25 protein-coding genes and 1 pseudogene are annotated in these 26,760 nt (G+C 34.8%); all 26 read right to left on the bottom strand.

Features of this window, described 5'->3' with window-relative positions; all coding sequences use genetic code 11:
• Window positions 1–7 precede the first annotated feature (7 nt).
• Window positions 8–478, bottom strand: coding sequence for a transcriptional regulator (locus APF76_07210; protein KUO50442.1), 471 nt, complete (start codon window positions 476–478; stop codon window positions 8–10).
• On the bottom strand, window positions 475–936 hold the full coding sequence (locus tag APF76_07215; protein ID KUO50443.1) for a transcriptional regulator: 462 nt from the start codon (window positions 934–936) through the stop codon (window positions 475–477). The genes APF76_07210 and APF76_07215 overlap by 4 nt, the downstream gene beginning before the upstream one ends.
• Window positions 936–1,928, bottom strand: coding sequence for a radical SAM protein (locus tag APF76_07220; protein KUO50444.1), 993 nt, complete (start codon window positions 1,926–1,928; stop codon window positions 936–938). The genes APF76_07215 and APF76_07220 overlap by 1 nt, the downstream gene beginning before the upstream one ends.
• Before the next feature lie 19 nt (window positions 1,929–1,947).
• Complete coding sequence (locus APF76_07225) at window positions 1,948–2,868, bottom strand: delta-aminolevulinic acid dehydratase (protein KUO50650.1); 921 nt, start codon at window positions 2,866–2,868, stop codon at window positions 1,948–1,950.
• A 97-nt stretch (window positions 2,869–2,965) separates the two neighbouring features.
• The gene (locus APF76_07230; GenBank protein ID KUO50445.1) at window positions 2,966–4,144 is read right to left on the bottom strand and encodes a radical SAM protein; all 1,179 of its coding nucleotides are present in this window, start codon (window positions 4,142–4,144) and stop codon (window positions 2,966–2,968) included.
• A gap of 43 nt (window positions 4,145–4,187) precedes the next feature.
• Window positions 4,188–5,705: a HemD protein gene (locus APF76_07235; GenBank protein KUO50446.1), complete on the bottom strand. Its 1,518-nt coding sequence runs from the start codon at window positions 5,703–5,705 to the stop codon at window positions 4,188–4,190.
• Window positions 5,695–6,639 (bottom strand): hydroxymethylbilane synthase, encoded by a 945-nt coding sequence (locus APF76_07240; GenBank protein KUO50447.1) that lies wholly within the window; start codon window positions 6,637–6,639, stop codon window positions 5,695–5,697. The genes APF76_07235 and APF76_07240 overlap by 11 nt, the downstream gene beginning before the upstream one ends.
• 61 nt (window positions 6,640–6,700) lie before the next feature.
• Window positions 6,701–7,975, bottom strand: a pseudogene (locus APF76_07245).
• Window positions 7,960–8,595 (bottom strand): hypothetical protein, encoded by a 636-nt coding sequence (locus tag APF76_07250; GenBank protein KUO50448.1) that lies wholly within the window; start codon window positions 8,593–8,595, stop codon window positions 7,960–7,962. Before APF76_07250 ends, APF76_07245 begins: the two are co-directional and overlap by 16 nt.
• A 65-nt stretch (window positions 8,596–8,660) precedes the next feature.
• Window positions 8,661–9,629, bottom strand: coding sequence for a heptaprenyl diphosphate synthase (locus tag APF76_07255; protein KUO50449.1), 969 nt, complete (start codon window positions 9,627–9,629; stop codon window positions 8,661–8,663).
• A 136-nt stretch (window positions 9,630–9,765) separates the two neighbouring features.
• Window positions 9,766–10,512: a succinate dehydrogenase gene (gene sdhB, locus APF76_07260; GenBank protein KUO50450.1), complete on the bottom strand. Its 747-nt coding sequence runs from the start codon at window positions 10,510–10,512 to the stop codon at window positions 9,766–9,768.
• Window positions 10,505–12,268 (bottom strand): succinate dehydrogenase, encoded by a 1,764-nt coding sequence (gene sdhA / locus APF76_07265; protein ID KUO50451.1) that lies wholly within the window; start codon window positions 12,266–12,268, stop codon window positions 10,505–10,507. Before sdhA ends, sdhB begins: the two co-directional genes overlap by 8 nt.
• Window positions 12,269–12,281: 13 nt before the next feature.
• Window positions 12,282–12,914, bottom strand: a complete 633-nt coding sequence (locus tag APF76_07270) for a succinate dehydrogenase (GenBank protein ID KUO50452.1) — start codon at window positions 12,912–12,914, stop codon at window positions 12,282–12,284.
• 176 nt (window positions 12,915–13,090) lie between these two features.
• The gene (locus APF76_07275; GenBank protein ID KUO50651.1) at window positions 13,091–14,212 is read right to left on the bottom strand and encodes a hypothetical protein; all 1,122 of its coding nucleotides are present in this window, start codon (window positions 14,210–14,212) and stop codon (window positions 13,091–13,093) included.
• A 109-nt stretch (window positions 14,213–14,321) separates the two neighbouring features.
• Entirely contained in the window at window positions 14,322–15,026 is a 705-nt protein-coding gene (locus APF76_07280; protein ID KUO50453.1) for a metal-dependent hydrolase, read from the bottom strand.
• 316 nt (window positions 15,027–15,342) lie between these two features.
• On the bottom strand, window positions 15,343–15,729 hold the full coding sequence (locus tag APF76_07285) for a hypothetical protein (protein KUO50454.1): 387 nt from the start codon (window positions 15,727–15,729) through the stop codon (window positions 15,343–15,345).
• A gap of 169 nt (window positions 15,730–15,898) precedes the next feature.
• On the bottom strand, window positions 15,899–17,251 hold the full coding sequence (locus APF76_07290) for a hypothetical protein (protein KUO50455.1): 1,353 nt from the start codon (window positions 17,249–17,251) through the stop codon (window positions 15,899–15,901).
• A 203-nt stretch (window positions 17,252–17,454) separates the two neighbouring features.
• Window positions 17,455–18,444: a pyridoxal-5'-phosphate-dependent protein gene (locus tag APF76_07295; GenBank protein ID KUO50456.1), complete on the bottom strand. Its 990-nt coding sequence runs from the start codon at window positions 18,442–18,444 to the stop codon at window positions 17,455–17,457.
• An 83-nt stretch (window positions 18,445–18,527) separates the two neighbouring features.
• Window positions 18,528–19,250: a demethylmenaquinone methyltransferase gene (locus APF76_07300; GenBank protein ID KUO50652.1), complete on the bottom strand. Its 723-nt coding sequence runs from the start codon at window positions 19,248–19,250 to the stop codon at window positions 18,528–18,530.
• A 21-nt stretch (window positions 19,251–19,271) separates the two neighbouring features.
• Window positions 19,272–20,012, bottom strand: a complete 741-nt coding sequence (locus APF76_07305; GenBank protein ID KUO50457.1) for a hypothetical protein — start codon at window positions 20,010–20,012, stop codon at window positions 19,272–19,274.
• Window positions 20,013–20,198: 186 nt separating this feature from the next.
• The gene (locus APF76_07310) at window positions 20,199–20,579 is read right to left on the bottom strand and encodes an S-adenosylmethionine decarboxylase proenzyme (GenBank protein ID KUO50458.1); all 381 of its coding nucleotides are present in this window, start codon (window positions 20,577–20,579) and stop codon (window positions 20,199–20,201) included.
• A 76-nt stretch (window positions 20,580–20,655) separates the two neighbouring features.
• Window positions 20,656–22,899 (bottom strand): hypothetical protein, encoded by a 2,244-nt coding sequence (locus tag APF76_07315; protein ID KUO50459.1) that lies wholly within the window; start codon window positions 22,897–22,899, stop codon window positions 20,656–20,658.
• A 10-nt stretch (window positions 22,900–22,909) separates the two neighbouring features.
• Window positions 22,910–24,097 (bottom strand): hypothetical protein, encoded by a 1,188-nt coding sequence (locus APF76_07320; GenBank protein ID KUO50460.1) that lies wholly within the window; start codon window positions 24,095–24,097, stop codon window positions 22,910–22,912.
• 196 nt (window positions 24,098–24,293) lie between these two features.
• Entirely contained in the window at window positions 24,294–25,679 is a 1,386-nt protein-coding gene (locus APF76_07325; protein ID KUO50461.1) for an iron transporter FeoB, read from the bottom strand.
• The gene (locus tag APF76_07330) at window positions 25,667–26,449 is read right to left on the bottom strand and encodes an iron transporter FeoB (protein ID KUO50653.1); all 783 of its coding nucleotides are present in this window, start codon (window positions 26,447–26,449) and stop codon (window positions 25,667–25,669) included. The genes APF76_07325 and APF76_07330 overlap by 13 nt, the downstream gene beginning before the upstream one ends.
• Before the next feature lie 2 nt (window positions 26,450–26,451).
• A complete protein-coding gene (locus tag APF76_07335; GenBank protein ID KUO50462.1) occupies window positions 26,452–26,706 on the bottom strand; it encodes an iron transporter FeoA in 255 nt (84 codons plus the stop codon).
• Window positions 26,707–26,760 lie beyond the last annotated feature (54 nt).

Here is a 26,760-nt window from a genome sequence, read left to right on the forward strand (position 1 = left end):
AACAAGACTATTCTAAAAAATATTTCATACTTATCTTCTTCAGTTCTTCTGTACTAAAAAATAGTTGATAAGGATAATCGCCTACTAAATTTGAAATCTTATTTGCCATTTGTTCACATTCTTCCCTTGTAGGAAAATGTATCATAGCAAAAATATTAAAATGCCAGTCCTTGCTGGTAGGTCTTTGATAACAATGGGTTACCTCAGGGAAGGAGGCAATTTCATTGCCTACCCTTTCACAATCTTTCTCGGGAACCTTCCAAACAATCATTGCATTAGCTTCTATACCCATTTCTCTGTGCCTTAAAGCTGCACCAATCCTACGTATATAGCCTTCTTTCTTCATGAATCTAATTTTTTTTAAAAGTTCTTCCTCAGTAATTCCTAACTTTTGAGCAACTTCATTATAGGGTCTACTAACAAGGGGAAGGTCTTTCTGAAGCTCTCTTATAATACTAACGTCTTCTTTTGTAATCATTTGCCTACACCTTTCACAGAAAACTTTACATTAATCTTGAAAAATCTTTTAGCAGGAAGCTGCAGTAAATCCTGTATCCCACTTAACTCCATAATCTCACTACAGATATTATCAATATGATCTGTCGATGGAGCAATTAAAGTAAACCACATATTATACTTATGTTCTCGAAGATAGTTATGGGTTACACCAGGATATGCATTAACTAGCTTAGCAACTTTAGAAATCTTATCTTTTGGAACCTTCATAGCACATAATGTACTTTTATAGCCTAATTTACGTGAATCAAATATCGCTCCCAGTCTGCGAATGATTCCCATATCTTGGAGGCTACTTATCCTTTGTAGTACTTCTTCTTCAGATATGCCTACACTTATCGCCAGGTCCTTGTATGGCTCTGACGATATGGGAAAACTATCCTGAATAATCTCTAGTATTTTTTGATCAACATTATCCATTATAAACCAGTCCTCCCATGGTATAAACACCAGGGTTCCTCTGCCATGTAGCTTCCATGATAATAATATGCTCTTGCACGGCAGCCACCACAAATCTTTTTAAAATCACAAACTCCGCAACCTCCCTCATAATCCATGGTACGTAGCTCCTTGAAAACGTCACTTTCCTCCCATATGAGATTAAAAGGTTTTTCCTTTACATTACCTATTGGAATATTAAGATAGGCACAAGGCTGTATATCTCCCCTGGGGCCAATGATGCAATAGGATGTACCTGCTAGGCATCCTCTTCCGAATCTCACCTTTTGACCTCTTTGTTTAGCTATTCTCATAAATTGGGGAGCACATGTAGGTTTTATTTCGATCTCTACTTTTTCCGATTTATCTTGAATTTTATTTAATAGATCCTCATATTCTTTAGCTCTGAGGCTTTCCTGTTCAATATTTGCTCCTCTACCTGTAGGAACCAGGAAGAAAATATGATGTGCCATTGCTCCAATCTTTACTGCAAAATCAGTTAAATTTACTATTTCATCTTTATTCCAATCCATAACAGTTGTATGAATTTGAAATCGCAAGCCTACTTCTTTACAGATTTCCATACCTCTTACTGCTTCTTTCCATGCACCTTTATATTTGCGAAGCTTATCATGCTTTTCAGGATCCATACTATCAAGGCTGATACCAATGCCCATAGCACCAGCATCTTTTAATTGTTTAGCTAAGTCTTTTGTAAGAAGTGAACCATTAGTTCCAAAAACCGGACGTAAACCGAGGCTGGAGGCATGTTGTACTAATTCCACAATATCATTTCTCAAAAGGGGCTCTCCACCACTAAAAATCATAATCTTAAACCCAGCTTGGGCTATCTCATCAAGCATTTTCCTTGCCTCTTGGGTTGACAACTCGCTATCTGCTTTTGCACCAGCATCTCTATAGCAGTGGTCGCAAAACATATTACATTGATTTGTAGAATTCCAAGAAACTATCATTATTTTGCTTCCTCCCTCACTATATTTCTTTTAACCAACGGGCCACATCCTTTGCGTGATAAGTCAAAATAATATAGGCGCCAGCCCTTTTCATTCCTAATAGTGTCTCTAGCACAACACCTTTCTCGTCTATCCATCCATGGGCAGCAGCAGCTTTTACCATGGAATACTCACCACTAACATTATACGCACCTACTGGGTAGTTAAAACTATCTTTAACACTTTTAATAATGTCCATATAAGCAAGAGCAGGTTTAACCATTACGATATCTGCTCCTTCTAATATATCCAATTCTACTTCTTTGATTGCTTCTCTGCTATTGGCTGGATCCATTTGATAACTTTGTCTGTCTCCAAATTGAGGGGTTGATCCGGCAGCATCTCTAAATGGACCATAGAACTTTGAAGCATATTTTGCAGCATAGGACATTATGGGTATTGTTTCAAAACCATTAACATCTAGTTCTTTACGTATAGCAGATACTCTGCCATCCATCATATCAGAAGGAGCAACTATGTCAGCACCTGCTTGGCAATGTGATAGAGCAATTTTGGCAAGATAGCTTAAGGTGGGGTCATTTAAAATTTTTCCTTGGTTAACAATACCGCAGTGGCCATGGTCTGTAAATTCACACATACAGACATCAGTAATAACTAGTAAATTAGGAAACTCTTTTTTTAAAGATAATACTGCCTGTTGAACTATTCCTTCTTCTGCATAAGCCTCTAACCCTTTTGGGTCTTTTGAAGTAGGAATTCCAAAAATAATTACAGAAAGAATTCCTAATTCTGTGGCATCCCCTACTTCTCTTAAAAGTTCATCAATGGAAAATTGGAATATCCCAGGCATAGATTTGATAGGATTCTTTATCTTATTCCCATGAGTTACAAAAACAGGCAATATCAATTCATTTACAGATAATGAAGTCTCCCTTATCATTTTTCGGAGTACTGAATTTTCTCTTAACCGACGAGGTCTAATTGTTGGGAACAAATTAGATTCCCCCCTTTATCAAGATTATTTAACTTAAACACTATTATGCATGTAATCCTATTTCTTCATCAGTCAAATAGCAGGCAGGATCAGTTTCCCAAAAGTCTCCTGTTACTGCCTCAGCACGTGCTCTAAAGTTTCCATTACACATGTTAACCTTTGAACAAATCCCACATCTACCCTTTAATAGAGACTTTCTATTTTTTAAACCACCCAGAATATGATGAGATTCATCGGTCCAAATATCCGTAAACTTTCTTTCTTTAATATTTCCAAAAGTATGATTCTGTGTGAATTGGTCAGAATGAACATTGCCATACATGTCTACCTGCCCAATTGCTATTCCGGAGCGATTTCCACCGTTTGTTTCTAATAACTCTAAAACACGTTGGGCATGTTCTGTATCTTTGTTTTTTAAAGTTTCATAAATATATATCCCATCACAATGATTATCTACTGTTAAAATCTCTTTTGGAATTCCCCTTTTATGAAAATCATTTGTCCAGTAGATTATCTTATCCATAACCTGTCTAGTTTCTTCATGACTAATGTCTTCCTTAATCATTTCATTAGCTCTTCCAGAATATACTAAATGATAAAAGCAGATGCGTGGTATATTTTCTTTTTCTACAAGCTTAAAAATATTATCTAATTCCATAAAGTTATGTCTATTAATAGTGAAGCGCAAGCCTACTTTTTGCCCCACAGAAATACAATTCCGTATTCCTTGCAAGGCCTTTTCAAAGGCACCTTTTTGACCCCTGAAGCGGTCATTGTTGTCACCTATTCCGTCAAGGCTAATACCTACATAGCTAATACCTATATCTTTAATTCTTTGTGCAATTTCTGGTGTTATAAGAGTTCCGTTTGTAGAAATAGTAGAACGAATACCCTTGCTCTTTGCATAGGCAGCGAGTTCTAATAAATCTGCACGAACAAGAGGTTCTCCACCAGAAAAGAGTATGACAGGAACATTAAAATCTGCTAAATCATCGATAAATTTTTTCGCATCAACTGTAGTTAGTTCACCATCGTATTTCTTATTATCAGATGAAGAGTAGCAATGAATACAATTTAAATTACAGGTTTTAGTACAATTCCATACAACAACAGGGCCCATGCCATGGGTTGTTCCATGTTGAGTTCCCCTTGCTTCATTTACATATCTTAATTTATCTCCATAGTATTCGCTATTTAATAGCAATTTAGTTACACTTATCATAGGAGGAAATCCTCCCTTCCTAAATAGTTTTCAACACCTGAATTTATGATACTAGAATTGCTTGTAAAAGTCCATCTAGGGTATATTCTGATGCTTCTACGGTTATATCAAGTCCTAGTTCAACTGCTGTGTTTGTTGTAATAGGTCCAATTGAGGCCAGTTTTACACCTTGAAGAAGCTTAGGTAATTCATCTTTATTAAACATACTCACAAAGTTTTTTACTGTTGATGAGCTTGTAAATGTGATTATAGTAATTTTATTATTTATTAGTAAATTCCTAACTTCGTCTACTTTTCCATCTCCATTTACTGTCTTATATGCAACAACTTCCTCCACATCTGCCCCTAATGATTTAAGTGATTCGGGTAAGATTTTGCGCGCTATATCTGCCCTAGGAAGTAGAATCTTTTTCCCATTTAAATTTTCACTCTGCATTTTTTCAATTATAGCTTCTGCTCGATACTCTCCTGGCACATAATCTACAAGTAGACCATAATTCTCTAATGCTTCCTTTGTTTTAGGTCCAATAGCACAGATCCTTATGCCGTTTAATTGACGAAAATCCATTTTATTTAGAAGTAATCTTTCATAAAAGGATTGTACTGCATTGACACTAGTAAAAATAATCCAATCAAATTCAGTTACTCTAGTTATAGCCATATCTAAAGGGGTATAGTCATCTGGTGGGACAATATCTATTGTGGGAAATTCTATTGGTTCACCACCAAGATCGTTAATCATTTCAGAAAAAACACTAGCTTGATTTCGTGAACGGGTTACCAACACTCTCTGTCCCCATAGAGGCCTTTTTTCTACCCAACTTAACTCATCTCGCAAAGAAACAACCTCACCAACTATTATTATTGCGGGATTTTTAAACTTACTTTCTTCAGCCTTGTTTACAATATCCTTTAATGTAGAAGTTATTGTTGTTTGTTCCGGAAGAGTCCCCCAGCGAATTAAGGCCACAGGTGTCTCAGGTAATCTTCCATTTTCAATTAGTTTTTGAACAATTTTTGGTAGATTTGCCATACCCATTAAAAATACAAGGGTGCCAATTCCGGTACTTATTTTTTGCCAATCAATATCAGTATCTTCTTTTGTAGGATCTTCATTACCTGTAATGAATGCTAGATTTGAGGTTAAGCCCCTGTGGGTTACTGGAATGCCAGCATATGCAGGAACTGCAATTGCTGAGGTTATTCCTGGTACTATTTCAAAAGAAATATTATTATTTACTAATTCAAGTGCCTCTTCCCCACCTCTACCAAAAACAAAGGGATCTCCTCCCTTTAATCGAGTGACAATTTTATTTTCGCTAGCTTTAGCTACTAATAAACTATTAATTTCTTCTTGGCGGAGAGTGTGTCTATCTGGAGATTTACCAACATAAATTAATTCGGCATCTTTTGATGCATACTCCAGCAATCTAGAATTAACAAGCCTATCATATACTATGACATCTGCTTTTTTTATACATGCCATACCCTTTACAGTTATAAGTCCTGGATCTCCTGGCCCAGCACCAACTAAATATACATAAGATCTATTATTTTTCACATGAATCAGTCTCCTGTCTTACTTGTTTTAGAATTTCCCCTGCCCCTTTAGATAATAAACGTTTAGCCAACTGAATTCCTAAATCTCTACTCAAACTAGTGCTACCAATAATCTTTTCTCTAATTAGGATGCTACCATCTAAGCTAGCTACCATAGCTTCTAAAGAAATTGAATCACCATCAACTTTTCCTAGTGCTCCAATTGGAATCTGGCACCCTCCTTCAAGAAATTCTAATAGGGATCTTTCTGCTAATACTTCGTATGATGAAGGTTCATGGTGTAATCCAGATATTACATGTTGTGTGTCGGGATCATCTTTGCGGATTTCTATACCAAGGGAACCCTGTCCAACAGCAGGTAGTGATATTTCAAATGGAATATATTCACTTATCTTATCCTCCCAACCCATACGAATAACACCTGCAGCTGCCAAAACAATAGCAGCAAAATCTTCCTCAACCATTTTACGTAACCTTGTGTTTAAATTACCTCGTAGGTCTTCTAAAACAAGATCATTTCTATAGTATAATATTTGAGATCTACGTCTTAAACTACTGGTGCCAATTTTTGCACGTATAGGAAGAGTTTTTAAGGAATAACCACTTGGTGAAATTAGAACATCCTGAGAGTTTTCACGCTTTGTAACACAACCTATTATACAGCCATCTGGTAATTGTGTAGGTATATCTTTTAAGCTGTGAACAGCCAAGTCAATCTCACCTTGTAGAAGAGCAACTTCTAATTCTTTTGTAAATAGACCTTTATCACCGATTTTAGACAAAGCGACATCGAGAATTTTATCTCCCTGTGTCTTAATATACTTCAAAGAAAACTTTCTATCAGGATTGAGCTCCTTTAACCTTTCTAGTACCCAATTCGTTTGCCATACAGCTAGCTGACTGTCCCTGGTTCCTAAAATAATCTCTTTCTTCAACTTCATCACCATCTTTTTCATATTTAATGTTGCTTCCATTGCAGTTGATTGGTTCAACAGCTTTTTGACCGACTATTTCTAGATTAAAGAGGTTTTGGCAAATCTCAGAATATAAATGTCCTTGACCTGATGATGCTTGTTCTTTGAGGTTGATTATAGGATCATGAATAAGCTGCTTTATTATAGAGTTAACCATACTTCCAATTACTTTTTCTTGTCTTTCTGTGAATCCACCTAATCTGTTACAGGCTTTTTCAAGCTCTTTATATTTTATTTCTTCTGCTTTTCTCTGTAAAGCAACAATAGTAGGAACAACAAACAATGAATTTAGCCAATTAAAGAAATCATCCAATTCTTCTTCAATAATCTCCTCAGCTACTAATGCTTTACGTTTTCTTTCTTCTAAATTTTTATCAACTACATTTTTCATTGCATCAATATCAAATAATTTGACAGCTTCTATATTGCTTACCGAAGGGTCAATATCTCTGGGAACTGCGATATCAATTAAAAGAAGGGTTTTATTCTGTCTTTTTTGCATTACTGAAATAATGTCTTTTTGATTAATTATGTAATGGCGTGCTGCAGTAGCGCTTATAACAATATCTGCCTCAACCATATAAGTAAATAAGTCATCGAATTTAACTGCCTTACCTTTAAATTCTTCAGCCATATCTACTGCTCTATCAAATGATCTATTAGATACCATTATTGTAGAAACGCCATTGGCTAAAAGGTGTCTTGCAGTCAAGCGGCTCATTTCTCCTGCTCCAAGAACCAAAACTGTTCTTTCAGACAATTTATCAAAAATCTGTTTGGCAAGTTCAACTGCTACATAGCTCACAGAAACCGCATTTTGGTCGATCTGTGTTTGTGTTCTGACTCTCTTACCAACCGATATAGCTTGTTGAAACAAAGAATTAAGTATGTTATTAGTTGCCTTATTGTTTAAAGCATCGTCATAAGCGTCTTTAATTTGCCCAAGTATCTGAGTTTCTCCCAAAATCATGGAGTCTAAACCAGACACAACTCTAAAAAGATGACGCACACCATCATAAAGGCTTTTGATATATAGGTATTGTCTAAGATCATTTTTATTAAAATCACAGTAAGAGGCAATAAAATCCTTGATACCACTTAGCCCTTTTTCTACATCATGTACCGTAACATAAATTTCTGTTCTATTACAGGTTGCTAGTATAATACAACCAGTAATATCTTTTTTAGAATTAAGTTCGTTTAAAGCTTTGGGAAGCTGTGACTTGGTAAAAGTAAGTTTTTCCCTGATTTCTACAGGGGCTGTTCTATGATTAAGACCTACTATAAGGATATACATTTATGAATCCTCTCCTTTATCAACCCATCCTCATGTAGCTTTATGAGCTCATATAAATTTATTTCCATTAAATTATTTAAAATATCTTTCCTTTTTACTGGGTCCTTTACCTCTGTTTTAATCCTTTCTCTAATTTCACCCAAGATATTTACATATCTTTCATATTCATTGCCGTATTGGTTTGATAAATCCTGTTTGATTTTAGAGGCAAGAGTTGGGCTCTTTCCTCCTGTAGAAATTGATATTGAAAGGTCACCTCTTCTAAGGATTGAAGGCACAAAAAAACTACAAATCTCGGGTTTGTCTACTACATTAATTAATATATTCTTATTGTTACATATAGTACCTATTTTAGAATTCAACTCTCTATCATTTGTAGCACTTATTACCAGGAACATGCCATTAAGATCGCTTTCTTCAAAAGGACGAGTAATGAGTGTTAAGTTTGGATGTCCTTGTAATGCGAGAATACTAGTTTTAAATTTAGGACTAACTACTGATACATTTGCTGCACACTCTAATAGAGACTGAATCTTTCTTTCGCTTATATTACCTGCACCAACAACTAAACATTTACGACCTTTTAAATTAACATTTATTGTATATAAATTTGTAGACATTTTTTTCACCCTTTAACAACAATAATCAATTTATCTTAGTATTAACAGACATGGCAAATTTACTCTTAGTAACTCCTTGCATATATGAAGTCGGCCATCATTTCAAAAGTTTCTCTACAACTAACTGGGGGTAGGTTATTCAATTCCTTTTTTGCTTTTTCAAGATATTTTCTTGCAATTGAAAAGGAATATTCAATGCCTCCAGTATGCTTAATTAGTTCAATTGCTTCCTGAATCTCTTCTTCTGTTTTTTCTTTTTTCTGAAGAAGTTCGGCCAATCTACTTTGATGTCCATGTTTTTTTAAAGCTTGAATTGCTGGAAGTGTTATTATACCCTGTCTTATATCACTACCAATTGGTTTTCCCAATTCCAACTCATCAGCAGTCATATCTAAAATATCATCGGTAATCTGAAATGCCATTCCCAAAAAATGACCGTATTTAGAGAGACTTTTAACCAAGGAATCAGGTGCACCTACTGCAATGGCTCCTAACTGACAACTTGCAGAAATCAACAAGGCTGTTTTTCTATTTATTTTATAAAAGTAATCACGGATAGTTTGATCTATACTATATGCAGTAGCCAATTGCTGAATTTCACCTTGACACATCTGCACACTTACTTTAGCAAGAACAGAGGATATTCTTTTATCACTATATTCAGAGATCAAAACTAGCGATTTACTAAATAAATAATCACCTGTATGTAAAGAAATTCTATCTCCCCATTGTGCTTTTACAGTAGGCTTACCTCTGCGGGTCAATGAAGCATCGACTACATCATCATGAACTAGGGTTGCCATATGAATGGTCTCTAAAGCTATAGCTAAAGGAAGAAGCTTTGCTAATGAATAATTATGAAACTTTCCAGCGAGTAGTGCAAAGGCTGGCCTAAGTCGTTTGCCACCTGCAAGTAAAAGATGACTGCTTGTTTCAGTCAATAAAGCACTAGGGGTTTGGACGAATTTCTCAATTTCCTTTTCTACTATATATAAGTCATCTCGTATATCTTCAAATAAATCAAATTTTAACAAAAAACTTGTCACCACCGTAAACTAGGTTATCTAAAATAGTGTACCATATTATCCAAAAACCAACAAAGTTTTTATACAAAAAAGCACCTACTTGGTGCTTTTTTGTACTCAAAACCATTTAGATGAACTGCGCCTTTTACTTCTTAAACCATTTATCCAAGGAATGAAGAATAGTATCTCTATTTAATCTGGCTATTGACGAGGTTAAAGGAATCTCTTTTGGGCAAACCTGAACACAGTTTTGTGAATTACCGCAGTCTGCTAAGCCACCCGCTGTCATTATCGACTCTAATCTTTTTGCCTTAGTCATTTGTCCTAGCGGCATTTGGTTAAATAATCTAACCTGACTTAAAGCAGCAGGACCAATGAATTGAGATTTCGTATTAACATTAGGACAGGCTTCTAGACAGCAGCCACAAGACATACACAGAGAAAGCTTATATGCTTCTACCCTTGTTGCTTCTTCGAACCTTGGACCAGGACCTAAATCAAAGGAACCATCTATTTCGGTCCAAGCTTTTACTTTTTTAAAATTCTCTAGAATAGAATCTCTATTTACCAATAAATCTCTAATAACAGGAAATTTGCTTAATGGCTTAAGTTCGATTGGTTGTTTTAATGTATCTATTAGTGCTGAACAAGCTTGTCTAGGAATGCCATTAATAATCATACTGCATGCACCACAGACTTCCTCTAGGCAGTTACAATCCCATACAACAGGTGTAGTTTCTTTGCCTTCTTTATTTACCGGATACTTTCTTATTTCCATAAGAGTAGATACCACATTCATGTTAGGGCGATACTTTACAGAGAACTCCTCATAGTAGCTTTGTTCATTTGGACCATTTTGTCTTTTTATTTTTAAATGAATGAAATCAGCCATTATTACTTGCCTCCTTTGCCACATCATAGCGTCTTAGCCGGGGCTTAATAATAGAAGTATCAACATCTTCATATCTAAATATTGGACCATTTGAACTATAACTGGCTACTGTAGTTTTTAACCAATCTTCATCATTTCTATCGGGAAACTCTTCTTTATAATGGGAACCTCTACTTTCATTTCGATTTAAGGCACCCTTTGCAACAACTAATGCTAGATCCAGCATATTAGCTAAGTCACGTACAAAGAACGATGTTTGATTACCCCACTGTAAATTGTCAACAACATTAATATTATTATAACGTTCCTTTAATTCCAATATCTGTTCGACTGCTTTACTTAGTTTTGAGTTAGTTCTAACTACACCTACATTTGTACTCATGACATCTCCAAGTTCATTATGAAACAGATATGGGTTTTCTTTGCCATGCATATTAGAAATCGTATTGTGAAGCTCTTGCTGCCTTTTTATTTCATCATCAAATTCACTACTAGCGATATCCTCACTTGTATTAGAGAGACCATTTATATACTCAAATATTTTTGGTCCTGCCACCGTTCCACTATATGTGGCAGATAGTAATGAGTTTGCTCCTAAGCGATTGGCACCATGATACATATAATCGCATTCACCAGCTGCAAACAATCCTGGTATCTTTGTCATGTGATTCCAATCAACATGAATTCCACCCATGAAATAATGAGGAGCAGGATAAATTTTCATAGGCTTTAAACATGGATCATCCCCAGAAAATTTACGATAGATTTCTAAAATGCCTCCTAGTCTAGTTTCCAAAAATTCAGCATCTCTGTGAGTTAAGTCTAGGTGTACCTGGTGTTTACCATCAATGCCTAGTCCCATTTCTACACATACCTTATATATTGCTCGAGAAGCTATGTCTCTAGGAACTAAATTACCATAAGCGGGATACCATTCCTCTAAAAAGTACCATGGTTTTCCATCTTTATAAGTCCAGATACGTCCCCCCTCGCCTCTTGAGGCTTCGGACATTAAACGATATTTATCATCACCTAGCATTGCAGTAGGATGGAACTGAACAAACTCTCCGTTAGCGTATTCAACTCCCTGCTGAAAAACTGCACCAGCAGCACTTCCTGTGCATATAGTTGAGTTTGTGGATCGACCATAAATCATGCCTGCTCCCCCTGTTGCAAGGCAAACAGCATCGGCTTTAAAAGTATGAATAGACATGTCGGTCATATTCTGGGCTACTATTCCTCGGCATATTCCTGCATTGTCTTTAATGGTTGATAAAAATTGCCAACCTTCATATTTATTAACTAGTCCATTATCTTCGTATCTTCTAACCTGAGAATCAAGACCGTATAATAACTGCTGCCCTGTAGTTGCACCAGCAAATACAGTTCTCTTCTTTTTTACGCCACCAAAAATTCGTAAGTCTAATAAACCTTCCTGGGTTCTACTAAATACTACACCCATTCTTTCCATAGCATATATAAGCCCTGGAGCTTCATCACACATTTGCTTTACAGGAGATTGATTTGCTAAAAAATCTCCCCCATAGATAGTGTCATCGAAATGCTCCCAGGTTGAATCTTTCTCACCCTTGGTATCTAGTGCCGCATTTATTCCACCTTGAGCACAAAGAGAGTGAGATCTGCGAACATGACACAGGGAGAATAAATCAACAGGAATACCTTTTTCAACTAACTTTAAAGTTGTCATTAATCCTGCTAAACCTCCACCGACTACGATTACCTTGTGTTTACTCATCATTTCACCCCTTTTAAATAAATGCCAGGAGGGAACCAAGTCCCACCAAAGTTAGTCCCAAGAACACTATGTTACCAAGCCAAGCAGCATATCTTTGGGAATGAGGGCCGGTAGTGACACCCCAGCTTATAAGAAAAGTTGTAAGACCATTTCCAAAATGATACATGCTTGCAATTACTCCTACTACATAGAACCAGAAAATAGTTGGATTAGCAAAATGATTACCTACAGATTGAAAATTTATTTCAAATCCATAAATCGCATGTCCTATTCTTAATGCCCATACATGATACAAAACAAAGATGAATGTAATGATGGCCGTGATCCTTTGTAAATAAAAGGCCCAGTTTCTATAATAGGTGTACTGTAAAGTATTGTTTTTAGCAAGATATACAATATAAATCCCAAATAAAGCATGAAATAACAAAGGTATTACAATTAATGCCATTTCCAAAAAGAGTAGTAAGGGTAAGCTTTGTAATAATGATACAGTTAGATTATACGCTTCTGAACCATATCTCGCAGTTGAGTTTACAAATGTGTGTTCAATTAAAAATATTCCTAATGGAAATATTCCTGAAAGTGAATGCAACCTTCTTATAAAATACTCATTTTTATACCAAACCAAATAAGACCCTCCCTCTATAAAAAATAATTTTCTGTATGGGTTTTAATAACTATTTAGGTTTTCTGTATTTAATAGAATAAACCCTTTTTATTTTACAAAGTAGACTAGTATGCAATATGAAAATATATATTATTAAAGGCGATGGTGTAAGCCATCGCCTTATTTGTTTAATTATTCTATTATTTTCTAAAGTCTTATTCTAGTCCTAATTTATATAGTGATAGGGCCATAAGTTTCGTTTTTTGTAATAAACTGTTCCTGTATATAAATTCATCTGCTCGATGGTAATTTCCTCCAGTTGGGCCCATGCCATCTAGGACAGGAACACCTAGAGCAGCTACAAAGTTACCATCTGAGGCTCCTCCCGTAGATTGATCCTTTATCTCCATTCCCAATAAAGAACCAGCATCTCTCACATTATTCAAGAGGCTTTCAGTATCCTCAGTTTTTATCATAGGGGGTCTGTTTAATCCACCTTCTAAAACTATTTGTACTCTAGAATCAACAGCTTCCTCTGTAATTCTCTTTATCTTATTAATGACCTCATAAGCAGTGTTTAAATCAGGCAGTCTCACATCTATTTCAGCTTCTGCTTTATCCGGAATGATATTGGAACGAGTTCCACCATTTATAACTCCAATTGTTACTGTAACTCCAGTATAAATATCATTTAGGGCTTCAAGTGCTATAATTTTGTGTGCTAATTCCTTAATAGCACTAGCTCCTTTTTCAGGAGATTCTCCTGCATGGGATGCGCTACCAATGAAAGATAGTTTAAAGGAAGCTACGCCTTTACGTGCTGATACCAGACTACCATCCACTCTTCCTGGCTCAAATACAAAACAGGCATCAGCATTTGCAGCTTCTGTTTCATAAAGTTCCTTTGATGTTGGAGAACCAATTTCTTCATCGCCACCTATTACAACTATAAATTCTTTATAATTAGTAAACTTGATGTTTTCTAAAGTTTTAAGAGTATATATTATTGTAACAAGACCAGCCTTCATATCAGCTATCCCTGGACCAAATATTTTGTTGTCTTCAATTTTGTAAGGTCTGCTTAAGACAGTACCTCTCTCAAAAACAGTATCTGCATGACCTATCAGCAAAATGGTTTTTTGCCCAGTTCCATATTTCTTTGCCACCAAATTTAGAGTTTCAGAGGTTTTACTTATTTCAGTCTTAAAGCCTATCTCTTTTAAGCTCACCGCTAGGGTTTGGATGACTCTTGAAATACCTCCATAATCGTATGAGCCACTATCAATGTTTACTAAGGTACTCAATAGAAACTCTAATTCTTTTTCTTTTGTATCCAAGTAATTTGTAACTGACTTAACTATCCTTTCCACACTATACAACTCCTTTACCTCATGACTAAACGAAATGCAACATGGATACAATACTTCCCACTTTTTCAAGCTACTATTATTTTATTTGAAAAGTTTCTCCTGGTTCCATAATTATTACTTCAGTTGAAGTTTCTTTTTCAACTGTTTCTTTAAATTTAGCTGCATCCTGCTCTAGTATGGGAAATGTATTATAATGCATTGGCACAACCGCTTTAGGCTCAATCCAACGTATCGAAGTTAGAGCGTCATCTGGACCCATAACAAAATTATCGCCAATAGGTAATAGTGCAATATCAATGGATTTTCCAGATAACATATCTTTTAGAATTTTCATATCACCAAACAGTCCTGTATCGCCAGCATGGTAGAGAATAGTTCCATCGATTTCTAATAAGAATCCACATGGATTACCCAGATACTGAACACTATTCTCTTCAACTAAACCAGATCCATGCAACGCTTGCACTAGCTTAACCCATCCCCAATTAAACCTGTGTGATCCCCCAATATGCATGGGATGATTATCTATTCCTTTCATTCCTAAATAGCTTGCCAGCTCATATGTTGCAATGACTTGGGCATTATTATTATAAGCTATTTCTATTGTATCGCCTAAATGGTCTCCATGACCATGGGTAAGCAATATGGCAGATAAATTTTGAATATCATTAGGCCCAAACTTTGCTAGAGGATTGCCTTTTAAGAAAGGATCTAGAATTATCTTCCCCTTTACTCCTTGAATCTCAAAACAAGCATGGCCATGAAAAGTTATCGTAACCAAAAACACCACCCCTTTCGTGTCTATATCTAACAGCCGTTTATAACTAACTTTTTTTTGGGATTTCATCATCATCCCACAATGAATCATGTTTTTGAGTTAAGGCTCCTAAGTTAATTCCCCTAACAGATAACCAGAATGGATTACGTCTTTTCCTTAAAGTGTTTTTATCATTAAATCCTTGTACCATGGTTAAACGGCTCCTTTGTGTTTTTCCTATATTATCCACAAAAAAACTTACTTTAATTCTTTTTCACAGGAATTTATTAAAACCTCCTGAAAAAGAAAAATATTTTCTGTCAAAATTGTTTAATAAGGTTTAACTCTTAAGTGCAGTGATAGCTTCTATTTCTACATTAACATCCTTTGGTAGTCTTGCCACCTCAACACAGGATCTTGCAGGAGGATTTTCAGGAAAATACTTTGCATAAGTTTCATTTATCAAGGCAAATTGGTCCATATCCTTGATAAAAATTGTTGTCTTAATAACATCATTGAGTGTTGCACCTGCCTCCTCTACAACAGCCTTTAAATTTTCTAGCACCTGAACTGTTTCTTTTTGAATATCTGCAATAACTAAATCCCCAGTAACTGGATTTATTGGAATTTGCCCAGAAGTAAACAGAAATCCACCTACCCTAATAGCTTGTGAATAAGGACCAATGGCTTTAGGAGCCTTATCAGTAAATAATATCTCTTTTTTCACTATTTATCCCTCCAATTGATTTATTATGGAGTTATTCTACATATTAACCATTCTTCCTGCATTAAGCATTAGCATATCTATAATGTTCACAAAAACATTAAGTTAAGTATATTTTAGTTAATGTAAAATAAGCACGACTACTGGTGGCATAAAAAACAGACGGTAGCAACTACCGTCTAAAAAGTGCAACTATTTTCAAGCTAAAACGTACTAAAGGATGTTTAGTCATACCTTTTAAGATTCTATTTTCCTTTCTAAGGTCGTGGAATTCTAGTTCCATCATTTCCATTGAGTATCTTCTTTCTTCACTCTCTTGGATAACCCTACGTAAGTCAGCAGTTATTTTTCCTAATTCATTTTTAAATTCTTTTTCCTCTTTTTTTGATTTAGCAATTATCTTATCTAATTGGTGTTTTAGGTTGACATTTTCTCTAGTAATTTCTGCTTTCTCAGTAACATATTTATCTTTTAATTGCGCAGTTTTGTATCTATGTTGCCTCTCTCTTTCGGTTAAATCACTTATATTTGTCCTTAGTTGATTTAGTTCTTGTATTAAGCTTTCATTTTCCTGTTCTTTAAGCTTTGTCCTATTCAGCCATAACCTACACTGATATAAAATAGAATCTGCCTTTTTATCTGATTTTTGCATTTCTTCCTTAACTCTATATAATTCGCGCTTTCTCAATGAAAGTAATAAATCCTTTTCAGCAAACCTTTGGACTAGATGATCATATTCTTCCACATTATTATTTCGTTCGGCTAGAGAAGCAGCAATTTGTTTTTTTGCTACACAAATTTCTCTAAGTTGTATTTCGTGTGTTTTAATTTTATCTATAAGTTTAACTTTTTGTGAAAAATGCTTAAGCTGCTGTTTGTGTAGAGTTTTGAGATACTTCTCTAGTGTTTTATCATAGGCGGATCTAGCTTCAGGATGATACAACCATTTATCATCCTGTTTAGCAAAATATGGATACTTATGTAAAAGATCACGCACCGCAGAGGGAAATGCTTTTTTATAAATTTCAACCTTATCCTGTATTTCCTCATAAGTGAGGCCATCTGGGTTCTTATGTAATACTTTGATTAAGACGTGTCTTAATCGATAATCATTGACATCGACTTCCCAATCAGTTAATCCCCAATTACCACTTTCCAATTGAACGAATCGCCCATCGGAATTAAGGTTAGTAGGATGTGAAATAACCTTGGTATTTTTACGACTTTTTTTTACAGAAGAATTTGTAGGAGAAAACTTTAGGGCCCGCTGGTGTTTGAATAGCATATTAAAGAATTGATCATTCTCTCTTAACCCTTGCTTGTCCATATGCCATATATATCCATCAGAGGAATAGAAACAAGCACATTGATGCAAACATGAGTTCACAAAGCTCTGAGCTTGCTGAAAAGTATAATCTTGTAGCATTTTTTGTTGGATGCTCCTTGTTAATTCAATAACTGTAACGCCTTCTGCGAAATATAGATTCTTTTTAAGTAAGTCAACCAATGAATGTAGTTTCGTCACTATGTTACCACCCTTCCAAAGTCAATGAACTATAAATCTACATATTTTACTTTGTAGGGTGGTTTTCCTGCCAATTTATAGGATTATTTTCTATAATTTTCCTGCAAAATCCTAGCTATATCAACAATATATACAAGTCAGCGATTAAGAATCGACCATATCTTATTGACTAAGACAATTATGCCGTGTAATTCTTAAATTTTTTAGAAATCATCTTCAATAAATTTAGAAAATATTTCACATGCTGAGCTAATATCTACATTTCCTCCACTAATTACTACACCAACTTTTTTATGTTTAAAATAATCAAATTCTTGGCTAAAAAGAGCAGATAAAGCCAGAGCACCTGTTGGTTCAACGACTATTTTTAATCTCGTCCAAACAAAATACATTGCTTTTACTATATCTTCTTCCGAAACAGTAATAATATTATCTACATAATTTTTTATTATTTCAAAGTTAATTGTTCCTAGCGAAGGAGTTCTAACTCCATCTGCAATCGTGAGTGGATTATGTACCTTGTGTAAAACACCTGACTGAAAAGATTTATATGCATCATCTGCTAGCTTCGGCTCCACCCCTATTACCTTGCAGGATGGTAGAATATTTTTACTGCTTATTGCTGATCCACTTAATAAACCTCCTCCACCACAAGGGACCAATAAATAATCAAGGCAAGGATAGTCTTCCAGAAACTCCTTTACACATGTACCTTGACCAGCAACAACATCAATATGGTTAAACGGTGGAATAAGTTCATAATCACCCTTTGTCATTAAATTATTTGCTAGTTCTTCTCGTGAAGTTTCCTTAGGATTATAGGTTATTATCTCTGCTCCGTAGCTTTTTGTAGCATCTAACTTGCTTTTAGGAGCATCATTGGGCATAACAATAGTTGTTTTTAAATTAAACATTTTTCCTGAAAGGGCAACTGCTTGAGCATGATTACCTGATGAAAACGTCAATAGGTCTTTGCGTTTTCCACCCTCAACCAGTTTGCCAATGGCATTGTAAGCACCACGAAACTTAAAGGCGCCAACCCTTTGGAAGTTTTCGCACTTAAGATAGACAGTACTGTTAACCATTTCATTTAAACTGTTTGAAGTTAAAACTGGTGTCTTATGAGCTACTCCCCAAATCCTTTTAGATGCATCTAATATAATTTGATACATAAGATTTCCTTCCCTTCTTATTGAGGTAATTATAAATCTTAGGATCTTTTAACCTAAGAACAAAAATAAAGGCACCATAACACATATGGCACCTAGTTTGCTTTTTATTCAGGGACAGTTCCTACATGTATAGCCACTATCCCACCTGTAAGCTCAAAGTATTGAGGATTTAATAAGCCCACATCACCAAATAGATCCTTTATCTCTTCTTGATGAGGGAAAATCTTTAACGAATTTGGTAGGTAACTATATGGACCTTCTTTGCCTATCCCTAGCTTACCCATTATAGGCACTATCTGATTAAAATATAAGTAATATACTTGCTTAAAAACAGGAGCCGATGGTTTTGCTAATTCCAGAGACACAACTTTACCACCAGGCCTTACCACTCTTTTCATTTCCTTAATGGTTTTTTCTATTGAAGGAACATTTCTTAAAGCAAAACCTATGGTAGCAGCATCAAATTCATTATCAGTAAAGGGAAGATCAGTAGCATCACCCTTAACCCAGTTTATATTTTTTTTATAAACCTCAGGTGTTTTTTCCTGGGCAATTGATAGCATATCATTACAGAAGTCAACTCCAATAACTTCCCCATTTTTACCGACTCTTTTAGCTTGTTCAAAGGATAATTTTCCAGTACCACAGCACACATCTAACCCTCTATTACCTTTAATTAAACAAGTTTTGTCTACAGTCAATTTTCTCCATGCCTTATCCCTATTGAAGCTTAAAATAGTATTTAATAGGTCATATTTTGGAGCTATTGTAGAAAATATAGAATGGACATATTCTTCTTTGGATTTATACCCTTTTGGTAATTTCAATTCTTTTGTCATGTCATTCCCCTAGCATACTTTGCTATTAACTTCCAAGATACTAGATTTCAAACTATTAATCATTTGCTGGAAGTTTGTAATTTTTTCTTTATTATTGCTTAAAGAAGAAACTATAGAAATATGTTCTTCAGCCTCTTCTATATAATTTAAGATTTTTGATACAGATGCTCTTTTATCATCTAACAGACCAAAAATTAAACCTAGGATATAGCCTATTTCTTTTAAGGAGTTTACTGCTCTTGCTGGTGCATTCGCAAAATTTGCCCCTAGAAAACATGAAATTTCTCCTAAAGCAGCATTTTCCTTAGAAATAATATTGAGAATGCTATTTTTCACCGGGTTACTCTCAAAACGTTCCATACTCCCAAGATGCATTACACTAATGGTTTGTGAAAGAGGAGCTAGCCATTCTATCATATCATACTTACAAAGGTATTGAAAAAACATAGCATATATATAATCCCCAACTAAAACAGGATATTCGGGATTATCACCTTCATATTTATGAATTTCTGATGCAAGATATATTAACTGAATTATGGCAGCCATACTAATAACTTTAACATTACTTTCCCTTTTAAACAGTGAGTAACTGAGTAGGAATAAGCTTGGGTAAAAATGTCTCTTCTTATTTTCTATTTTAAACTGAGATAATTCCCAGATACATTTGTTTTTAATGTTAAAATCATTTAACATAATTTGGTCGGCTAGTGTTAGCTGATTGTCTAGGAAATTCATAATTGTGGCCAAAACAGCCACCCCCTACTAACTTAATCTTTAACTAAATATATATTCTCTTAATAAAAGATCTTTCCTTCTTTTATTATTTAAAATTTATTTTACCAATTATATAAAAAGCCTTATAATACCCTTTAGTCGGTATCATAAGGCGCAACTAACCTTCAGTATGTTTAATCAGTAAAATAAATATCCCTCCTATTGATTTACCACCTTTTTACCACAGGAAAAGCTATTAATACCCCTTAAAACTTCCTTACACTCAATAGACTCGGCACTAAACATCTCTGTGAGGTAATTACAGGCATCCCACGGATTTACAGTTTCACCACAAGTAAAAACGTCAACTGCAGCGTATCCCAATTCAGGCCATGTATGAATTGCTAGATGTGATTCTGATATAACAACAACACCACTTACACCTTGTGGACTAAACTTATGAAAAACTGCTTCTCTAACTTCTGCACCTGCTTCTAGTGCAGCTTTGACCATTATTCGTTCAACCTTTTCAACGTCATTTAAAATATCGAATTGACAACCATAGATTTCAGCCAAGATATGGCGACCTAATGCGTTCAATTATCATTCCTCCTATCCAACTGTTTAATACAAAATCAATTTTAAACCACGAAAATCTTACTGTCAATCAAATTGTTTACAATTTTTCAGCATTATTCTCCTTATAATACGATAGGCCTCCAAGATATAATAAAGGTGCAACAGCATAGATCAACATTGTAGCAGCAGCTACAATTCCAGAATCATTTGCAATTAGGGCCGCAATGCTTCCCAGTATAATTGCAAAAAGTCCATTAAACATCTCTGGATAATGATTTTTAAGTTCCTTTATTAAATAAATAGGTCTAAAAAAAGCAACAATTAGAGCTACCATTGCAAGAAGGAAAACCCGACTCCAAATTGTATAGCGAAATAACTTTATATTCATAGCTATTTTTCTGGCGATTATTTCCAAAATCGGTTCAAACCCTTCTATGAAAACCATTGATGCTGTTCTACCAAAGTGAGATTGTAAGTTAATATCCCTCATGCTATCTGCTATGGCAAAAGTTAGAATTGACGCAATCCCAACGGCTCCTGCCATTGAAAACTGAAAGACAGTTACTTTTTCAAAATACAAATGTAGTAATAAGTAACTAAAACCTACTGTTGCTGCAATTGTTCCGCCAAGATTACTACCCCAATTAGGAGAAGCGACCAAAAAGATGGTAAGAATAAGATATAAACTACAGGTATTTAAGACATATTTATTCTTTTTAAACTTATCTAGTACACCACTTATTCCTATTATACTAGAACCTATTAATACACCTATATATTCATTTCCAATTCCATAATACCTAGCGCCTGCAAGGGGATCATATCCTAAGGTAGATTTTTTTATAAACTCTGCTCCAAAATACAGGTCAATTAATATGGCTAAAGAAGTAAATAAACCTATTAAAATAAAGGGAGTTAGGGTATCAATGTATTTGCCTGATTTAAAAACTATGTTTGGAAGTAAGGATATTGCTAATAACCCTAAGGCCAGAAAAAGGGCTATAATAGTATACGGAATTAGTGATGTTACTGTTACTAAGCCAACTAATAACAGACCAAAGGGAACTGACATTAAAAATAATAATGGAAACCGTAAGTATAGTAAGAATTTTGGGAAGAAAAAAACCATCAACATAGCTAAAGCTAAAACAATTATCTGCAATGATATGTAACCTTTTACCAATACAGGGCGTGTGTTGTGAATGAACTGCATAGAGTGATTCATGGTAATCAAATAATCTAAAGAATCTAAAGACTCAGTACTAATGCGTTTTGATATAACTGGTCTACCTGGTAAATTGTATTTACCATCAAGATCTAGGCTCGATACTATTGTAGGTAATATGTCTATATTTGCGATAATACCTTCTCTTCTAGTACTAGAACTTATTAATAAACCAGGTTCTACTCCTTTTCCCCATAAAATTACTGGCACCATAAGATTATGAAAACTGTTTTGTTCACGTGTCGGAGCAGCACTAAGAAAAATTAATAAATCATTGTTTTTGTCCATTTCTTTTACTATGCTACTTATAAATGAATCCTGTAACTGTACAATTGATGTTTTTGTCGCCTGAAGCTGTTTTTCGTTAGCCATTTCTTGTACTAATTGCAATCTTGTCCAATCGCCCATGTCAATACCAATAACTGAAATATCACTAGTTGCAGATTTAAATAATTTATTTATTTTATCATAATCAGTAACAGAACTTAGAGAACCTATTTCCTGCTCCTTTATGGTATCAAATTGTGCTAGGGGAATCCTTCCTTTACTGTCCATGAACATTAGGGAAATCTGGTTATGAACTACCCCTAAATAACTACTAGTACCTATAATCATTGAAGATATTTTATTTTCTGCTAGTATATCTCCTAATCGTCCCCAATGACGTTTTTCTGAAATCTTGACCCTTTTAGAAGATTGAGTTATATCTAGAATAACACCACCATGTTCTGGAGGTGTTTCGCCAGTTAGACGTTGAAAAGTATTACCAGACTTTTCTCCGTTATAAATAGCCTGAGTTGAGTAAACCAATGCTGATGAATTTCCCCATTGACTAATAGTGCCTGACCCCAGGGTTATAAAACCATTTTCTTTGGTTCTAGGACCTGCTGTACTAGTATTCATTAAACCAATAGAGCCTTCACTAATAATTTGTTGTAAATTGTTAAACTCATATCTCTTAATCTCTTCAAGAGTTAAACCTCCCAAATCAATAATAATAACTCGGGAGGTCGCCGTATCTGAGTATAGGTTGTTAGCCAAGGATGGATTGTAAAACCCTATTATTACATAAATAAGTAATCCTAAAAAGAAACTATAGAAAATCTTGTTTTTCATTCTTTACCTCTCAATAATTTAAATTGATAGCTACTTCTGCTTTAACTTGATCTTCTATCATTAATCCCTTCAAACATAGTACTTTTTCATAGATATGTTCTGTATCTTTAATCATCCTAGTTAAGGAAAACTTTTCCTCAACTGCTTGTCTAGCTGTATTACCCAAACGTTCAGCTTTTTGCCTGTGTATTAACAATTCCATTACACCACGTGATAATCCATTAATATCTCCTTTTTTTACAACCAGGCCAGTCTCTTCATTAACAATCAACTCAGGAAGACCACCAGTATTATAGGCAACAATAGGTCTTCTCGACGCCATTGCCTCAAGGGCTGTAATGGATAAGCCTTCACTTAAAGAAGGTATTACAAGCACATTAATGATGGGAAGCAACATAGGTATATCTTTTCTATAACCACAAAAAATTATACGAGCTTCAATACCCATATCATAGGCTTGATCAACTAATGAGTCTCTCAACGGACCACTACCTATGATTAAAAATTGACATCCAGGTAGTTTTTTACTTACTATATCTGCCATTTTCAAAAAATGCTGTACTCCCTTTTCGGGAATCAGTCGTGCTATTACTCCTACTACTGGTTCTTTAATATCTAAGAGTAATGCTTCCTTAGCCGCATTGCAGTCGAACATCATTTCAAAGTCTTTTAAATTAACACCATTATATATGACAGATATTTTATCTTTTGAAAGGTTTTCGTTAAAGCATAGGTTATTTGCTAATGCATTTGAGACAGCAATATAGTGATCCGCACTAGGAACTAACTGACGTTGGAAATATGAAAACAGTTTACCCTTTAACCAAGACGCTGGGCACTGGTAAATGAAATTATGAACAGTACTAACTGTGCCAGATATAGCCCCTAGTCTTTTTGCTGCTAATCTTCCAAAAACACCAGCTTTAGCACCATGGGTATGAATTAAATCAGGTTTTTCCACATTAACTATATGAATAAGTTTATTTAAAGTTTTTAGATCGTTGCTTGGTGTAATATTTTCGGTTAGCTCCAAATTATAAACTTTACAATTTGTGTTCATTTTTGCAGCAACCCTAGCAGGGCATACTAATATTGATTCATAAATTGCTGGATTAATATTTTTTATCAAGCTCTGAACATGGTTATACATTCCACCCTCTGCAAGACGCAAAATATGCATTACTTTAAATTTAGTCATATTTATAACCTCACTTTTCTTTTCATTACTTAATATACCCCTGATTTTTTAGTCAGTATGTATGAAGATTTTTCAATAGTTGTGTTAATGTTCTATAGTTGAAAAAAATATCTTTAGTATTTATATGAAAGCAACAAAATACCAAGCCTTACATCAAGTAAACCTTGGAATAATTTAAATATATATGAAAAATGTTTTATATCAATTGATTTAAGATAAATAATACAATTATTGCTACAACTAAGTGCATTAATCCAGCAAATACCATCCACTTTAAGCTTTGAGTTTCTTTATGTATAGTTAACAATGTTGTTCCACATGGATAATGCAGAAGTGAAAATAACATAAAGGATAATGCAGTCATTAAGGTCCATCCATTATCTACAAGCAAAGTTTTTAGCGATAACAAACTATCCAACTCTAACATAGCTCCTTCAGCTAGATAACCCATTATTAGTATTGGCAATACTATTTCATTTGCAGGTAACCCTAAAATGAAAGCTATTAGAATCATTCCATCAAGACCTATCATTTTGGCAAAAGGATCCAAATGATTAGCAGATTGGCTTAACAAGCTAAAATCCCCAATATAAATATTGGCAAGAATCCATACAATTGCTCCTGCCGGTGCAGCAACCTTAATAGCCCTCATTAGCACAAATAATGTCCTATCGAATAACGACCTTATAATCACCTGCAGAATCTGTGGTTTTCTATATGGTGGAAGCTCTAATGTGAAAGCAGAAGGAATACCTCTTAAAAGGGTTTTTGATAGCATCCACGAAACGAGTAAGGTTGCTATTATGCCTATAAGAATCATTCCTATAACGGTCAATAATGGTGCAAAATTACCAATAGGAGTAACAAAAACTCCTCCTAAAAAAATTGTTGCCATAACTATTAAAGTGGGAAATCTTCCATTGCATGGTACAAAATTGTTAGTTAAGATTGCAATTATTCTTTCCCTCGGTGAATCAATTATTCTGCAGGCTATTACTCCAGCGGCATTGCACCCAAATCCCATACTCATGGTTAAGGATTGTTTGCCGTGTGCACCAACTGATCTAAAAAGTTTATCTAGATTAAATGCTACTCGTGGTAAATAGCCGAAGTCTTCAAGCAAGGTGAATAGTGGAAAAAATATAGCCATTGGCGGTAACATCACCGCAATTACCCATGCCAATGTACGATAGACACCTAACACAATAAATCCATGCAACCAATCTGGTGAACCAAAGTAAAAAAACATTTTAGTAAGATTTTCTTCTATCCAGAAAAACAGGTCATATAAAACATTGGCTGGATACTCGGCTCCTTCAAGTGTTATCCAGAAAACTAATGCAAGGATTGTAAGCATTATTGGAAAACCAATAAATTTAGAAGTTAAAATGTCATCTATCTTTCTTTCCCAATTTAATTTAGTGTTTGTTTCAGTCACTACTTCCTTTGAGATTGTTTCCGCCCTTTTGTATATATTGTTAACAAGTTTATCGCGTAAAGCTGATTTATGATAATTTCCATCTAGCCTTTTTGTAATCTCATCTAAACTCCTATGTACATGTGATTGATTTACTGCACACATGTCATTTTCACCTCAGCATCTGCATCAAAATAGGATAGATAGTCTTTAATACCCTCTAAGAAAGTTGTATCACCTTCTATTAACCTTAGTGCTACCCATCTAGAATTCAATCTACCTTTAAGGAGCCTATCTAAAGATGGTTCTATTTCTTTAATGTTTTTTTCAATTATGTCATCATATAAAGTAAGCCTAGGATTAGGTTCTATTGCTGCTGTAGCAACTTTATATACGGTAGCCATTAAATTATTAAGTCCTTTCCTATTACGTGCAACTGTTCCTACTACTGGAACGCCGAGCTCACTCGATAATTTATCAAGGTCTATATTTATATTTTTTCTTTTTGCTTCATCCATTAAGTTGACACAAACAACAACATTCTTTGTAATTTCCATTACCTGCAAAACAAGGTTGAGATTTCTCTCTAGGCAGGTAGCATCTGTTACTACTATAGTAGCATCTGGATTTGCAAAGCATAAGAAGTCTCTTGCCACTAATTCATCAAGTGATGTAGACAGTAATGAATATGTTCCAGGTAAATCTACTAATGTACACAATTGTCCATTTAATATAAAGGATCCCTGAGATTGCACTACAGTCTTTCCAGGCCAATTTCCAGTATGTTGCTTCATTCCTGTTAATGCATTAAAAACTGTACTTTTACCTGTGTTTGGATTACCAGCTAAGGCCACAACAAAGCTCCCTGACTCATTTGAAAGGTTAAATCTTTCATTTATATATTTAGTCCATTTATTCATAATCTCACCCTCCATAATTACCATAAATTATCTTTTAAAGGACTGACTAATATTTTTTCTGCATCCACTTCTCGTAGTGCAATTATGGCACCACGAATAAAATAGGCAGTTGGATCTCCTATTGGACTTTTTCTTAAAACCTCAATTTTTGTACCGGAAACAAAACCTAAGTCAAGCAACCTCCTTCGAATTATTCCTTCGGAATTTATTTTAGAAACCATTCCTGTAGCACCAACTGGGATTTGTGATAAAGGTACAGGGATGTTTAACATTTATTATTCGCCTCCCAAATTCTCTTAGAATTAATATCACATTATGTAAAAGGT

It is taken from the genome of Desulfitibacter sp. BRH_c19 (genome assembly GCA_001515945.1).
In the GTDB taxonomy this organism is placed as follows: domain Bacteria; phylum Bacillota; class DSM-16504; order Desulfitibacterales; family Desulfitibacteraceae; genus Desulfitibacter.